At 63.7% G+C, this 14,873-nt stretch carries 15 protein-coding genes; 5 read left to right on the plus strand and 10 right to left on the minus strand.

Annotation, left to right across the window (positions count from 1 at the left end; all coding sequences use genetic code 11):
• Positions 1-281 precede the first annotated feature (281 nt).
• From RMET_RS14805 to purB, 4 genes are all read right to left on the minus strand, one after another.
• A complete protein-coding gene (locus tag RMET_RS14805) occupies positions 282-872 on the minus strand; it encodes a YceI family protein (protein ID WP_011517493.1) in 591 nt (196 codons plus the stop codon).
• A gap of 97 nt (positions 873-969) precedes the next feature.
• On the minus strand, positions 970-1,545 hold the full coding sequence (locus RMET_RS14810; protein WP_008641904.1) for a YceI family protein: 576 nt from the start codon (positions 1,543-1,545) through the stop codon (positions 970-972).
• A 34-nt stretch (positions 1,546-1,579) separates the two neighbouring features.
• Positions 1,580-2,146 carry a cytochrome b gene (locus RMET_RS14815; RefSeq protein ID WP_011517494.1) on the minus strand — a complete coding sequence of 189 codons (567 nt, stop codon included), beginning with the start codon at positions 2,144-2,146 and terminating at the stop codon, positions 1,580-1,582.
• Between the two features lie 324 nt (positions 2,147-2,470).
• Positions 2,471-3,847 (minus strand): adenylosuccinate lyase, encoded by a 1,377-nt coding sequence (gene purB, locus RMET_RS14820; RefSeq protein WP_008641901.1) that lies wholly within the window; start codon positions 3,845-3,847, stop codon positions 2,471-2,473.
• Positions 3,848-4,230: 383 nt separating this feature from the next.
• Here purB and RMET_RS14825 point away from each other — a divergent pair, with 383 nt between their 5' ends.
• On the plus strand, positions 4,231-4,845 hold the full coding sequence (locus RMET_RS14825) for a glutathione S-transferase (RefSeq protein WP_011517495.1): 615 nt from the start codon (positions 4,231-4,233) through the stop codon (positions 4,843-4,845).
• Between the two features lie 108 nt (positions 4,846-4,953).
• Here RMET_RS14825 and mnmA read toward each other — a convergent pair whose 3' ends face one another.
• The 5 genes from mnmA to RMET_RS14850 form a co-directional block, all read right to left on the minus strand.
• The gene (mnmA, locus tag RMET_RS14830; protein ID WP_011517496.1) at positions 4,954-6,033 is read right to left on the minus strand and encodes a tRNA 2-thiouridine(34) synthase MnmA; all 1,080 of its coding nucleotides are present in this window, start codon (positions 6,031-6,033) and stop codon (positions 4,954-4,956) included.
• Entirely contained in the window at positions 6,030-6,581 is a 552-nt protein-coding gene (locus RMET_RS14835) for an NUDIX hydrolase (protein ID WP_008641895.1), read from the minus strand. The genes mnmA and RMET_RS14835 overlap by 4 nt, the downstream gene beginning before the upstream one ends.
• A gap of 118 nt (positions 6,582-6,699) precedes the next feature.
• The gene (gene dapA, locus RMET_RS14840) at positions 6,700-7,608 is read right to left on the minus strand and encodes a 4-hydroxy-tetrahydrodipicolinate synthase (protein ID WP_029307169.1); all 909 of its coding nucleotides are present in this window, start codon (positions 7,606-7,608) and stop codon (positions 6,700-6,702) included.
• The gene (locus tag RMET_RS14845) at positions 7,595-7,915 is read right to left on the minus strand and encodes a hypothetical protein (RefSeq protein ID WP_011517497.1); all 321 of its coding nucleotides are present in this window, start codon (positions 7,913-7,915) and stop codon (positions 7,595-7,597) included. The genes dapA and RMET_RS14845 overlap by 14 nt, the downstream gene beginning before the upstream one ends.
• Positions 7,916-8,038: 123 nt before the next feature.
• A complete protein-coding gene (locus RMET_RS14850; RefSeq protein WP_011517498.1) occupies positions 8,039-8,836 on the minus strand; it encodes a TorF family putative porin in 798 nt (265 codons plus the stop codon).
• Between the two features lie 334 nt (positions 8,837-9,170).
• Here RMET_RS14850 and RMET_RS14855 point away from each other — a divergent pair, with 334 nt between their 5' ends.
• The 4 genes from RMET_RS14855 to RMET_RS14870 all read left to right on the plus strand — a co-directional run bounded on the left by RMET_RS14855 (position 9,171) and on the right by RMET_RS14870 (position 13,534).
• Positions 9,171-10,292 (plus strand): Re/Si-specific NAD(P)(+) transhydrogenase subunit alpha, encoded by a 1,122-nt coding sequence (locus RMET_RS14855; protein WP_029307168.1) that lies wholly within the window; start codon positions 9,171-9,173, stop codon positions 10,290-10,292.
• Positions 10,293-10,472: 180 nt separating this feature from the next.
• Entirely contained in the window at positions 10,473-10,796 is a 324-nt protein-coding gene (locus RMET_RS14860; protein ID WP_008641884.1) for an NAD(P) transhydrogenase subunit alpha part 2, read from the plus strand.
• On the plus strand, positions 10,796-12,268 hold the full coding sequence (locus RMET_RS14865) for an NAD(P)(+) transhydrogenase (Re/Si-specific) subunit beta (RefSeq protein ID WP_011517500.1): 1,473 nt from the start codon (positions 10,796-10,798) through the stop codon (positions 12,266-12,268). The genes RMET_RS14860 and RMET_RS14865 overlap by 1 nt, the downstream gene beginning before the upstream one ends.
• Positions 12,269-12,484: 216 nt before the next feature.
• Positions 12,485-13,534 (plus strand): response regulator, encoded by a 1,050-nt coding sequence (locus RMET_RS14870; protein WP_011517502.1) that lies wholly within the window; start codon positions 12,485-12,487, stop codon positions 13,532-13,534.
• Positions 13,535-13,606: 72 nt separating this feature from the next.
• Here the strand turns inward: RMET_RS14870 and RMET_RS14875 are convergent, their stop codons facing one another.
• Positions 13,607-14,866, minus strand: coding sequence for a THUMP domain-containing class I SAM-dependent RNA methyltransferase (locus RMET_RS14875; RefSeq protein WP_011517503.1), 1,260 nt, complete (start codon positions 14,864-14,866; stop codon positions 13,607-13,609).
• Positions 14,867-14,873 lie beyond the last annotated feature (7 nt).

The following is a 14,873-nucleotide window of genomic DNA, read 5'->3' on the forward strand; positions in this document are numbered from 1 at the left end:
TGCGGCGGACAACCAACTCAGGGAATGCAGCCAATGCTCATAGCGATGCGCGTGACCTGTTGCGGGGACGGGCTCGATCGGCGCAGGCCGATGCGAACGCCGTCCCGGGGGTGGGACTGCGGCGAACCATTGTACTGTGGCTGCCCGAAACCGTACAACTGTGCACCTGCGGTATTTGAGTAGGGTATGCAATCCCCAAAAAAAATGAGCCAGCACATGGCTGGCTCATTCAGATGGGGCCGGAAATGTCCCCTTGTACGTTCATCGCTACTGCAGCAGGCTCAGTCCGCCTTGACGGCTTCCACCTGGATGGCAAGCTTCACGTCCTGCTTGAAGCCGTACTTGACGCCGTAGTCGATGCCGAAATCGGCGCGGTTGATCTGGGCCACGGCATCGGCGCCGCAGGCTTCACGCTTGAGCATCGGGTGCTGCATGCACTTGAACTCGCGAATTTCCAGCTTGACCGGCTTCGACACGCCGTGCAGCGTCAGCACGCCGTCGACTTCGGTCGGGACATCGCCCTTGAACTTGGAGAACTTGCCCTTGTACGTGGCTTCCGGGAAGGCCTGCACGTCGAACATTTCGGGGCCCTTTGCGTGCTCGTTGAGCTTGCCGTTACCGAAATCGATCGACGACGCGTCGATCTTGATATCCACGGAGCCCGTCTTGCCGGCACGGTCCAGCGTCACGACGCCCGACGACTTCTCGAACTTGCCGCGCCACGTCGACAGACCGCCCATGTGGTCAGCCTCGAAGCTCGGGTAGGTGTGGGTCGGATCGATGTTGTACGTCGACGCATTGGCCAGTGCGGTACCGGCGGCGAGCGTGGCGGAAGCAGCCGCGACAGCGGCGAAAAGGGTGCGCATCTTCATATAAGGTCTCCCGTCTGGGGGTTGGATAGGAAGGTCTGATAAAACCGGCAAAAGGATGACTTCAGGTGAAACGGGCGGTCCGGGGACCGCTGGCGCCTCACCCCTTCTTGACCGGGGTAACGATACGGAACTTGATCTGCACGTCGTCGGCGACCACGGAAGTGTCCTTCCATTCGCCGTCGCCGATGTTGAACACTGTGCGCTTGATCGGCAGCACGCCTTCGAAGACCTGGCCGCCGGCGTCCTGCTTGTACGAAGCCGGCACCACCACGTCCACGGTCTTGCCCTTGATGGTCAGCTTGCCGGCAACGTCATACTTGCCCGCAGCGCCAGCCTTGATGCTGGTGGACTGGAAAACGGCTTTCGGAAATTTCGCAGCGTCGAACCATTCGCGACCCTTGACCTCCTTGGTCGTTTCCGCGTCGCCGATCTCGAAGCTCGACACGTCGATCTCGACCTTGGCCGCCGACGTTGCCAGCTTGGCGGGATCGAAGTCGACCGTGGCGTCGAACTTCTTGAACTTGCCCTCCATCGGCACGCCGATCTGGCGAGCGGTTGCGGTGACCGAGCTCTTGGCGGTGTCGATCTGGGCCCAGCCGATATTGGCGGCCAGCCCGGCGGTGACCAGTGCGGCCGACACGAGCATCACGCCAGGGCGAGACATGCGTTTCATCTTTGACTCCAGTGCGAATAGATGGATCAAGCGGTTAGCGCAGGAACGGGATCATGCGTCCGAGCGTGCCATCGCGGTCGATCACCTGGTGCTTGATCGCGGCGGCTGCGTGGACGACGACGATCGCCGCCATCAGGTAATTCAGCCAGATATGGGCAAACTTCAGGATCGGCTTGAGCGTGTCGCTGGCCTCGATCAGCGGCGGCAGCTTCCACAGGCCCAGGTACACCACGGGCACGCCCGCCGAGGAGCTGTAGAGATAGCCCGTAATCGGCACGATCAGGATCAGCAGGTACAGCAAATGATGCGCGCCAGCGGCAGCCTTGGCCTGCCAGGCCGGCGTGCCGGGCGCCACGGGCGGCGCGGCATGGGTGGCGCGCCAGATCACGCGCAGCACGGCCACGATGAAGATCGTCACGCCAATCCACTTGTGCCACGAGAACAACTTCAGCTTGGTCGGCGTCAGGCCGGGAATCCCAGTCATATAGAGGCCCAGGCCGAACGCTGCGAAGATGCCGAAGGCGATCAGCCAGTGCAGACCGATGGCGGTGGCCGTGTATCCGGCGGGCCGGCCGGCCGGAATGGAGCCTTTGGAACTCATGTCTATCAATCCCTTCGTTGATGCATTCGTTGTGCGCGCGACGTGAATGTTGCAGATCCGGCCAGTCCCGTCGCAGCGAATCCTCGCATTATTGGGGCCCGCCCATTAGCTGGGAATGGCCGAACTTCATTAAGTTGTTCAAATCATTTGAAGCGACCAGATGTCGCACCCGCCGCAATGCCGGTGATCGTAACCCGCCATCCGGGTCACATGTGGCGGCAATTGGCCGCACGGCGGTAATTTCTGCCTCAACCCTGGCGACCGGCAACAACAAAAAGGGCTGGCACCAGGCCAGCCCTTTTGTTTCCTGACGCGTCTCGAGCGTCAGATGCGATTCGCCAGTTCCACCGCGCGGCCGATGTAGCTGGCGGGCGTCATCGCCAGCAGCAGCGCCTTGGCATCGTCGGGAATCGCCAGACCCTGCACGAAGGTCTGGAGCGCCTCGCGCGAGATGCCCTTGCCGCGGGTCAGCTCCTTCAATTGCTCGTACGGATTGGGCACGCCAAAGCGGCGCATCACGGTCTGCACCGGCTCCGCCAGCACTTCCCAGCAGTTGTCGAGGTCTTCGTTGAGGCGTTCGGGATTGGTTTCCAGCTTGCCCAGGCCACGCAGGCAGGCCTCGTAAGCCAGCAGGCTGTAACCAAACGCCACACCCATGTTGCGCAGCACGGTCGAATCGGTCAGGTCACGCTGCCAGCGGGACACAGGCAGCTTCTCGGACAGGTGGCGCAGCACGGCGTTGGCCAGGCCGACATTGCCCTCCGAGTTTTCGAAGTCGATCGGGTTGACCTTGTGCGGCATGGTCGACGAGCCGATCTCGCCAGCCTTGGTCTTCTGCTTGAAGTAGCCCACCGAGATATAGCCCCAGACGTCGCGGTTCAGGTCCAGCAGGATCGTGTTGGCGCGGGCGACGGCATCGAACAGCTCGGCCATGTAGTCGTGCGGTTCGATCTGGATCGTGTACGGGTTGAACGTCAGGCCCAGGCGCGTCTCGATCACCTGCTTCGAGAACGACTCCCAGTCGAACGTCGGATAGGCGGACAGGTGCGCGTTGTAGTTACCCACGGCGCCATTCATCTTGCCGAGCAGTTCCACGCGTTCCACACGCTCGATGGCGCGGGCCAGACGCGCGGCCACGTTGGCCATTTCCTTGCCGAGCGTGGTCGGGCTGGCCGGCTGGCCGTGCGTACGCGACAGCATCGGCTGGGCGGCGTTCAGCTTCGCCAGTTCGACCAGACGCGCATGCACGCGCTTGAGCGCCGGCACGATCACGCCGTCGCGGGCGCCCTTGAGCATCATGCCGTGCGACGTGTTGTTGATGTCTTCCGACGTGCAGGCGAAGTGAATGAACTCGCTGGCGGCCTCGAGCTCCGCGTTGCCCTTGACCTGCTCCTTGAGCCAGTACTCGACGGCCTTCACGTCGTGGTTCGTGACGGCCTCGATTTCCTTGATCCGGGCGGCGTCGGCCTCGGTGAAATTCTCCACCAGCGACAGCAGCTTTGCCTCCGATGCGGCCGAGAACTTCGGCACGTCCGGCAGGCCGGCCTGGGCCAGCGCGATCAGCCAGTTGACCTCCACCTTGACGCGGTTGCGCATGAAGGCCGCCTCGGACAGCCACTCGCGCAATGCATCGGCTTTGGCGGCATAGCGGCCATCGATGGGAGACAGGGCGGTAAGCGGCGAAAGGGAAGACGTGGACATGCTGGCAACCAGAAGTAAGGGAGGTATGGGCGCGTTCCGCACATGGCGGGTGCGGGGGCGAGGCACGTGCGAAGCGATCAATGCGCCGCACGGCGCGATTTGTGCGATCACCGGGCAACGTTGGCGTGCACGGGGCCGCGGAAAGCGTAACGCGCGATTTTATCATCGGACCATGGCGCTGTGCTGCACGCCATGACCAATGTCCCGCCATCCGTGCGCCAGGCCGCATTGGTGGCGCATCCGGCGCCCGGCGCGGGTATACTCGCGCTCGCTCATCCATTAGCCTGTTATGAAGTGCATCGGGCAAGCGGCCCGTCTGCCAGCGTGGAAATCCGCCTGCCAAGGAGCGCCGATGCACTTCATAACAAGCTCAAGGGGAGAACATGAAGCTGTATGCGTCCCAAACCAGTCCGTACGCGCGGAAAGTGCGCGTGGTGCTGGCGGAGAAGAAAATTGACTACGAGATGATCGAGGAGAACGTCTGGTCGCCAGACACCACGATCGGTCGGTTCAATCCGCTCGGCAAAGTGCCCTGCCTAGTCATGGAAGACGGCGGCGCGGTCTTCGATTCGCGCGTGATCGCCGAGTATGCCGACACGCTCTCGCCAGTCAGCCGCCTGATTCCGCAGGGCAGCCGTGAGAGGCTGGAAGTCCGCTGCTGGGAAGCCCTGGCCGATGGCCTGCTGGACGCCGCACTGCTGGCGCGCCTGGAGGTCACGCAGCGCAAGGAAAGCGAACGCAGCGAAAGCTGGGTGCAGCGCCAGCGCAGCAAGATCGACGCCGCGCTGACGGCGATGTCGACCGGCCTGGCCGACAAGACCTGGTGCACCGGCACCCACTACACGCTGGCCGACGTGGCCGTTGGCTGCGCGCTGGCATACCTGGACTTCCGTTTCCCGGACATCGCATGGCGCGACCGCCATCCGAATCTGGTGGCGTTCCAGGAGAAGATCGAAAAACGCCAGTCGTTTATCGACACCGAGCCGCCGCGAGGCTGATCGCCCTCACACGGCTGTCTGCATGTGATCTTGCACGGCGCTTCACACCAGGTGTGAAGCGCCGTGTTGCATTCAGGTGCCGCCCAATCTGCCGGCACCCTTCCCGCCTTACTGGATAATCCCGCCACCCAGGCAGACATCCCCGTCATACAGCACGGCCGACTGCCCCGGCGTCACCGCCCACTGCGGCTCCGCGAACGACAGCTTCAACGCATCGCCTTCGGCTGCCACCACCCTGCAAGGGGCATCGCTCTGCCGATACCGCGTCTTGGCGGCCATCGTGGCACCCGCCGCTGGCGGCTCTCCGGCCACCCATGACAGATCCGCAGCGTTCAGTTCCGACGTCAGCAGCCACGGATGATCGTGGCCCTGCACCACGTAGAGCGTGTTGCTGGCCATGTCCTTGCGCGCCACGTACCAGGCATCGCCACTGCCATCACGGCTGCCGCCCAGGCCGATGCCCTTGCGCTGGCCCAGCGTGTAGAACGCCAGGCCGATGTGTTCGCCCACCACCTTGCCTTCGGGTGTCTTCATCGGGCCCGGTTGGGTCGGCAGATAGCGGTTCAGGAAGTCGCGGAACGGACGTTCACCGATAAAGCAGATACCGGTGGAGTCCTTCTTCTTCGCGTTCGGCAGGCCGATTTCCGCGGCGATTTCGCGCACGCGTGTCTTCGGGATCTCGCCTAGCGGAAACAGCGTGCGCGAGAGCTGTGCCTGGTTCAGGCGGTGCAGGAAGTAACTCTGGTCCTTGGTGTGATCGAACGCCTTGAGCAATTCAAACTTGCCGTTGGCCGCCTGTCGCACGCGCGCGTAGTGGCCCGTGGCAATCGTATTGGCGCCCAGCGACATCGCGTGATCGAGGAAGGCCTTGAACTTGATCTCGGCGTTGCACAGCACGTCCGGATTCGGCGTGCGGCCGGCAGAGTATTCGCGCAGGAAATCGGCGAACACGCGGTCCTTGTACTCGGCGGCGAAGTTGACGGCTTCCACGTCCACGCCGATCACGTCGGCCACGGACGCCACGTCGAGCCAGTCCTGGCGCGTCGAGCAGTATTCGCTGTCGTCATCGTCTTCCCAGTTCTTCATGAACAAGCCGATGACTTCATAACCCTGCTGCTTCAGCAACCATGCGGTGACCGACGAATCGACGCCACCGGACAAGCCCACCACCACGCGCTTGCCGCTCATGATGCCGCTCCTGCCTGCGCCGGCGGATTCGTCGGCGCGGCGGTGTCGCCCGGCGCGATCGACGCGGCCACGGTGCTCGGATGCGTATGGATCATGTCGAGCGCGAAGCGTTTGCCGGCCAGGTAGTCGTCGACGCAAGCCATCAGCAGCGGCGAGCGATGGCGCTCGGGGCAGCCACGCAGTTCCTCGGCGGTCATCCACACGGTACGGACGATGCCGGTATCCAACTGGCGCCCGGCATCGAGTGTGCCGATATCACCGGTAAAGGCGAAGCGGATATAGGTGGTGTCGCCCTGGTCGCGCGACGAACGGCCGCGGCTCGTGTAGACGCCCAGTAGCGCGCGCGGTTCGAACGAATGCGCGGTTTCCTCGAGCGTTTCGCGCACGACGGCGCGAATCAGGCTCTCGCCCGCTTCCAGATGGCCGGCGGGCTGGTTCAGACGCAGACCATCCGCGGTTTCCTCTTCCACCAGCAGGAAGCGGCCGCCCCGTTCGATAACGGCGGCTACTGTGACGCTGGCATTCCAATCACGTGACATGGTGCACATTTTTTAAGCAATCCGGCATTTTACCGGTTGCCGTGCGAACGTGCATCGCGCGAAGGTTCTTTTGGTCCACCTCGGCCCGTATATCTGCCGGTTCCCCCCCCCGCAGGTCAGCGCCCGCTCAGGCGGCTTCCCGCGCGACGACAGGCGGCAGCAGCGCAATCGCCGCGTCGAGCCTCGCCACAAGTGACTTCGACGCCGGCATCAGCGGTCGACGTACCTCCGGACGCGCCAGACCACACAGCGCCAGCGCCGCCTTCACCGGGGCTGGGTTGGGCTCGTCGAACAGCATTCCGATCAGCGGCGACAGTTGCCGGAACAGCGCGCGCGCCGCTTCCTCGCGCCCTGTGCGCGCAAGTTGAATCAGCCGCACGAACAGATCGGGCCGGATATGGGCCGAGGCCGGCACGATTCCCGCGCCACCGCGCAGCAGATGGTCGAGCATGGCAGCGTCATCGCCGCAGAACACGTCAAGGCGATCCTGCCCTGCCAGCGCGCGCATTCCCGCCGCATCGCACTCCTTGAGCGCCACGATCTGCGGATGCGCGGCCAAACGCCACGTGAGGTCAGGCGAGATCGTGCAGCCCGTGCGCTTCGGCACGTTGTACAACATCAGCGGTCTGGCCGTATGACTGGCGACGCTGCGCAAATGCCACGCGATCCCTTCATCGGACACGCGCAAGTAGTACGGTGGCGGCACGAGATAGCCAGCAAGATCAAGCCGTTCGAGCCGACGCACCTGCTCGCAGACCGCATGGGTTGCCACGCCGCCAACCCCGGCGATCACGGGCACGGTGCCTTGCACGGCCTCGAGGGTGGCGGCGGCGACCTGAAGGCGCTCCACGTCGGTCAGCAGGCCACCCTCCCCGGTCGTGCCGAGCACGATCAAACCGTCGACGCCAGCATCCGCGTAGTGCGCGGCAAGCCGTTGCACGCCGTCGAAATCCACCTGGCCGTGATGCAGCGGCGTGACCATCGGCAGCCATAGCCCATCGACGATGCGCGGGCGAGCGAACTCAATGCGTGGCATGGTCGTCTCCGAGCATCGTCGTCACGCCAAACTCGGCGGCGGGCAGCGCGGCCATGATGGCGTGCATGGCTGCCTCGCGGTCTTCGCGCTCCACCTCCACGTGCAGCGTGGTCTCGCCGTGGCGATGATCCACCTCCACCACATAGACGCGCGCAAGATTGCCGATAGCACGATGCAATGTCTGGCGCAGCATGAAGACCTGCGCCGATGACACGGCAAGCCGCAGGCGAATCCACTGCACGTTCGAAGCGATCCGGCGTCGGGGCACCGACGCATAGGCCACGGCGAGATTCGAAGACTGTCGCATGTCGCGATGATCCGCGTCTGGCGGACCGTCTGTTGAACATGACACCCATGCTAGGGATAGCGATCTCAATTTGGCGCAACATTCCGCGAGCGGGTCATCAACATCACGTAAAGATGAAGGGGCTCAGAACGTCTTGGTGATCGATGCCCACGCCGCTGCCTTGCCGAGATATCGCCCACGATTGGCGCTGGTGTAGAACGACGCCTTCGCGTTGGTATCCACATAGGCCACTGCCAGCGAGAAGCCCTTGCCCAGGTCCTTGGTCAGGCCGAGTTTCCAGTCCGTGTACGACGCATCGCTGTGATGGGCCACGCCCTGGTAGCCCACGTGCGCATTGAACGTGAGACCCCAGACGTTCAGCGGCACATTCGCCGACAGGTCGACGTAGTAACTGTTCTTGCTGTCGTCAATACCGAACAGATTGGTCACCGCATGCGAGTACTTCAGGAACACCGGGCCATAGCCGATGCCTGCGTACAGCTCCGTGGTGTACGGGCGCGTAGTGGTGTACCCACCTGGGTAGTAGTACTCCAGCACGCCGACGTCGTAGTTGAACTCGAGGTCCGACAGCTTGAAGGTGTTCCTGAAGCCACCGTAGAAATCCATTTCCACGGGCGATGACACCGACGAATCGGCGTCCTCAAGCCAGCTGATACTCGAGTTCCAGTTGCCGACGTAGAAGCCGCTGGCGTGGGAATAGTCGAATCCACCCTGGATGGCCGGGCGCAGATTGGTCTGGCTGATGCCGCGATAGCGGTAGTCGGATACCAGCGACACATTGGCCGTGAACGTATGGGGCGTGGAAGGTTCGGCCACGGGCGCAGAGGCTTCCTGCGCAAAGGCCGGCGAAAACGGCATGGCGAACAGCACGGCAGCGGCCAAGCCCGCCGGCGCCGAAGTAAGCAGACGTGTTGCGATCATGAGGAATCAGTTGTGCGTTTGGAGAGACGCCTCGAAAGAGACGTGAACGCCACGATACGCAGCCGCGCGTCAAATCGGCATCAAGAATGGGCAGGCCACTGAAGCAAATCCATCAAGGTGAATTGCGAAGCAATCGCCGCTCGATGAAAGAAGTCATTTCATGAGGCGCAAGAATGAGTCTCTGTGACGCCACAAATCCCCGACCGGCCAGTCACCACCGAATGTAAGTTTCGGGTAAGCTGCGCAAAAAATGGTGCGCCGCACGCGGTACACCAAGGGCGAGGACGTCTGCCCGACCAATCAGATACGACGCCATCAAAAGGAGAAATGGACGATGCATATCGGCATCCCGCTCGAGACGCGGGCAGGTGAGGCGCGAGTCGCCGCCACCCCGGAGACCGTCAAGAAGTACGTTGCGCAGGGCCATCAGGTAACGGTGCAAGCCGGCGCCGGTATCCGCGCCAGTATTCCCGACGCAGCGTTCGAAGCGGCAGGCGCGCGCATCGGCTCCGCGGCCGATGCGCTCGGCGCGGAACTCCTGCTGAAGGTCCGCGCGCCGGACGATGCCGAACGTGCCCAGATCAAGCCGGGTGCCGTGCTGGTCGGCATGCTCAATCCCTTCGATATCGAAAACAACGCGCGCATGGCCAGCGCCGCGATCACGGCGTTCGCGCTCGAAGCCGCGCCGCGTACCACGCGCGCGCAGAGCATGGACGTGCTGTCCTCGCAGGCCAACATCGCCGGCTACAAGGCCGTGCTGGAGGCCGCGCACCACTACCAGCGCTTCATGCCGATGCTGATGACGGCAGCGGGCACGGTAAAGGCCGCGCGCGTGCTGATCCTCGGCGCTGGCGTGGCGGGCCTGCAGGCCATCGCCACGGCCAAGCGACTGGGCGCCGTGATCGAAGCCTCCGATGTGCGCCCCGCCGTGAAGGAGCAGATCGAATCGCTCGGCGCGAAATTCCTCGACGTGCCGTTCCTGACTGACGAAGAGCGCGAGATCGCGCAAGGCGTGGGCGGCTATGCCCGCCCGATGCCCGCCGACTGGATGCGGCGCCAGGCCGAACTGGTGCACCAGCGTGCCACGCAGGCCGACATCGTCATCACCACCGCGCTGATCCCGGGCCGCCGCGCGCCGGTGCTGCTGCAGGAAGAGACTGTCAAGCAGATGAAGCCCGGCTCGGTCGTCGTCGACCTCGCCGCAGCACAGGGCGGCAACTGCCCGCTGACCGTCGCCGACGAAGTGGTCGAGCGCCACGGCGTCACCCTGATCGGTCACACGAACCTTGCCGGCATGGTTGCCGCCGATGCGTCCGCGCTGTACGCGCGCAACGTGCTGGACTTCCTCAAGCTGATCATCGACAAGGATGCCCGCTATACGCTGAATCTCGAGGACGACATCGTTGCCGCCTGCCTGATGTGCAAGGACGGCCAGGTCATCCGCGAGGCAGCCTGATCCGACACCGGCGCCAGGCCATCACGCCCTGGCGCCCGTCCGCCGATGACCTTGCAGCGGCGCGGGGAGCCATCCGCACTGCAACCCGCCATCGGCGGACCCAGATCTCGCAGCCTCGATCCGACGCAACGCGAAGCGAAGCGCATCAGCAAGTATTCAAAAGCAACGGAGGAGAAGTCGATGGAGATGGTTAACCACACGGTGATCAACCTGATCATCTTTGTGCTGGCGATCTACGTGGGATACCACGTGGTCTGGACGGTGACGCCCGCGCTGCACACCCCGCTCATGGCCGTGACCAATGCGATCTCGGCCATCATCATCGTCGGCGCCATGCTGGCGGCCGGCCTCACCGAAGGCGGCGTAGGCCGCGTCATGGGCACGGTGGCCGTGGCACTGGCCGCGGTGAACGTGTTCGGTGGCTTCCTGGTGACCCAGCGCATGCTGGAGATGTTCAAGAAGAAGGAACCGAAGGCGAAGGCTGACAACAAGGGAGGTGCGTGATGGAAGTCATCAGCATGAACCTTGTGACGCTGCTGTACCTGGTGGCATCGGTCTGCTTCATCCAGGCGCTGAAAGGCCTCTCTCACCCGGCATCGGCCCGCAAGGGCAATGCGTTCGGCATGATCGGCATGGCCATCGCCGTGGTGACCACGCTGGCGCTGATCGTCAAGATCAAGCACGAGTTCCTGGCGGTAGGCGCGGCGCAGTCGTCGGTTGGTACGGGTCTGGCGCTGATCTTCGGCGCGCTGGTGGTCGGCGGCGGCATCGGCGCCTATGTGGCGAAGAAGGTCGAAATGACCAAGATGCCCGAGCTGGTGGCCGCGATGCACTCGCTGATCGGTCTGGCCGCCGTGTTCATCGCCGTGGCCGCCGTGGCGGAGCCCGCCGCGTTCGGCATCACGCCGGCTGGCTCGCACCTGATCCCGCTCGGCAACCGCATCGAACTGTTCATCGGCTGCTTCGTCGGTGCGATTACGTTCTCCGGTTCGGTGATCGCATTCGGCAAGCTGTCTGGCCGCTACAAGTTCCGGCTGTTCCAGGGCGCGCCGGTGGTGTTCCCGGGCCAGCACTGGCTGAACCTGCTGCTGGCCATCGGCATGATCGGCTTCGGCGTGATCTTCTTCCTGTCGCAGTCGTGGCTGCCGTTCCTGATCATGCTGGCCATCGCGTTCGTGCTTGGCGTGCTGATCATCATTCCGATCGGCGGCGCCGACATGCCCGTGGTGGTGTCGATGCTGAACTCGTACTCGGGCTGGGCAGCGGCCGGCATCGGCTTCTCGCTGAACAACCCGATGCTGATCATCGCGGGCTCGCTGGTGGGCTCATCCGGCGCGATCCTCTCGTACATCATGTGCAAGGCGATGAACCGCTCGTTCTTCAACGTGATCCTGGGCGGCTTCGGCGCGGATGCATCGGCCGGCGCAACGGCGGGCGCGCAGGCGCAGCGCAATGTGAAGTCCGGATCGGCGGATGACGCGGCCTTCGTGATGAGCAATGCGGAAACCGTGATCATCGTGCCCGGCTACGGCCTGGCTGTGGCCCGTGCCCAGCATGCGCTTAAAGAATTGACCGAGAAGCTGACCGAGCACGGCGTGACGGTGAAGTATGCGATCCACCCCGTGGCGGGCCGGATGCCAGGTCACATGAACGTGCTGCTGGCCGAAGCCGAGGTGCCGTACGACCAGGTCTTCGAGATGGAGGACATCAACAGCGAGTTTGGCCAGGCCGACGTGGTGCTGGTGCTAGGCGCCAACGACGTGGTCAATCCGGCCGCCAAGACCGACCCGAAATCGCCGATCGCCGGGATGCCGATACTGGAGGCGTACAAGGCCAAGACGATCATTGTGAACAAGCGTTCGATGGCAGCCGGCTACGCGGGTCTGGACAACGAACTGTTCTACATGGACAAGACGATGATGGTGTTCGGCGACGCCAAGAAGGTGGTCGAGGACATGTTCAAGGCGGTCGACTAATCTGCCGTTAAGCTTCCGAGCGGCGGCAGGTCCGCGAAGTGAATAAAACAACGCGCAGACCTGAAATCAACGAAATCGAACGAGTGCGGCCGGCAACCAACGCCGGCCGTTTCGTTTTCCGGATTTCGATTCCTGCGCGCGGGTTCGGCGCTATACTCGCCTAGCCCCGGCCTCCCACGCAGACCATCCACCGCCGATGGCAGATTTGATCGCACCATGACATTCAGTTCGCATGACAGGAATCTGTCGGTCTTCCATCACCCCGTGCTGACGGTGCTGGTGGACGACAGCAAATCGTTCATCGACAGCCTGGCGTTCCAGATGGATGCGTCCCGCGCGGTGGTCAGCTTCACCGACCCGCGCGAGGCACTCGCATGGATTCGAGAAGCGTATGCCACACGGCACCCGGCGTTCCTGCCGGTGCACGTCACCCATGATGACCTGACTTTCCTGTCCGAGCGCCGCACGGTGCAGCTCGACGTCGATCGCATTCATCGCCAGATTCACGATGTGAAGCGCTTCCTGCAGCCCGGCGTGATCGTTGTCGACTACTCGATGCCCCAGATGGACGGTCTCGAGTTCTGCCAGGCACTGGAAGGCCTGCCCTGCAAGACCATCCTGCTGACCGGCACGGCCGACGAAAGCATCGCTGTGCAGGGCTTCAACCACGGATTGATCGACCGCTACGTAAAGAAGCACGATCCGAACATGGTGGCGCGGCTCAACGAGGAAATCGACGCACTCCAGCAGCAGTATTTCGCTTCGATCTCGCGCACGCTGCGCGACCTGCTGACCCGCCATTCGTACTCGTTCCTGTCCGACCCGGCGATGGCCGACCGCGTGCGCCAGACGGCCGCGCGCTATGGCTTTGTCGAGTACTACCTGTATCCAAATCCGGTGGGCATGCTGCTGCTGACCGCCCAGGGTCATGCCACGCTGATGGTGATCGAAACGCGCGCGGGGCTGATGAGCCAGGTGGAGTCTGCAGAGGCCTACGAGGCGCCGGCCGCGCTGATCGAAGGCCTGCGCGAAGGTCGCATCGTGCCGTTCTTCTGGCCCGGCAACGGCATGTACACGCCGGCCTGCGTGGACTGGGAACAGTACTGCCTGCCCGCCGAGCGTTGCGAAGGTCACGAAGAGTACTTCTACGCGCTGTTCGACCTGCCCCGCCACATGCTGCAGGAACCCGTGGTCAGCCTGCAGAGCTTTCTGGCGGAATTCACGCGGAATCCGGAATTGATGACGGGGCGGAACAAGCGCGACTGATTCGACAACATTGGAAGCACCAATTGTTGTCGCCCCTCCCCCACACGCGGGAGAGAGGCTTAGAGCCATCGCTCAATCCTTCTTCTGTTCCCGATTCCCGCCCCGCACCATATCGAACCGGAACAACCTGCACTCGATATTGCCGTTGTAGAGCGGCGTGCGGCGCGATTCTTTCAGGCGTAGTCGCTTCGGCATCGTCAGATCGCCAGTGAATACCCACGCCTGCCAGCCCGAGAAACTCTGCTTCAGCGTCGTCGCAAACGCCGCGGCGAACTGGTTGGCGGCGGCTTCCTCGGCCTCGTCGCGTGGCGCGTCCTCCATGGCTCCCCGGCGATCGCCACGCACGGCAATCCGCTCGCCGTAGGGCGGGTTCATCAGCATTAGCCCTGCGTCGGCAAAAGGCGGCTGGACGAAGCGCGCATCCACCTGTTTCAGTTGCACATCGCCCGGCAGGCCGGCGCGTTGCCAGTTGGCCTGGGTCATCGACAGCATGTCCGTGGAAATATCCGACCCGGCGATCTTCAGATTCGTGACGCGGCCGGCAGCTTGCTCACGCGCGCGCTGTGCATCGGCACGCAGCGCCTGCCATGCCTTGGTGTCGCAGCCCTTCAGCCACTCGAACGCAAATGTGCGAGCGGCGCCCGGCGCGAGGCCCAGCGCCACCTGCGCGGCCTCGACGAGGAACGTGCCGCTGCCGCACATCGGATCGAAGAACGGACGATCGGTCTGACCCGCCGTCCAGCCGGCCAGACGCAGAATGCCGGCGGCCAGGTTCTCCTTGAGCGGCGCCTCGCCCTTTTCCATACGCCAGCCGCGCTTGAACAGCGGCTCGCCGGTGGTGTCGAGATAGACGGTGCAATCGGTTTCGGTCAGGTGCGCGTAGATGCGGACATCCGGGCTCACCGTATCGACGCTGGGACGCGCACCCAGCCGCTCGCGCATTGCGTCGCAGACGCCGTCCTTGACGCGCAGCGCCGTGAAATTCAGGCTGCGCAGCGGCGACTTGTGCGCCGTGACATCGACACGCAGCGTCTCGTCTGGCGAGAACCACTGTTCCCAGCGCTGCTGGCGCACCAGCGAGTAGATGTCGTCCTCGTGCCGGTATCCACGCTGCGCCACGCGCAGCAGCACACGGCTGGCGATGCGCGAGTGGAGGTTGACGGCATAGGCGGCCGCCATCTCCCCCGAGAACGTCACACCGCCCGGCACCTCCCGATGCACTTCGAACGGCGCGGCGGCCACCACGGCCGGATACCGCGCGATTTCGCGTAGTTCCTCGGCAAGGGCGGGTTCCAGGCCGCGCGGGCAAGGAACAAAGAAAGCTTGGGTCATGGCGTGA

It is taken from the genome of Cupriavidus metallidurans CH34 (assembly GCF_000196015.1).
GTDB classification, from domain to species: Bacteria; Pseudomonadota; Gammaproteobacteria; order Burkholderiales; family Burkholderiaceae; genus Cupriavidus; species Cupriavidus metallidurans.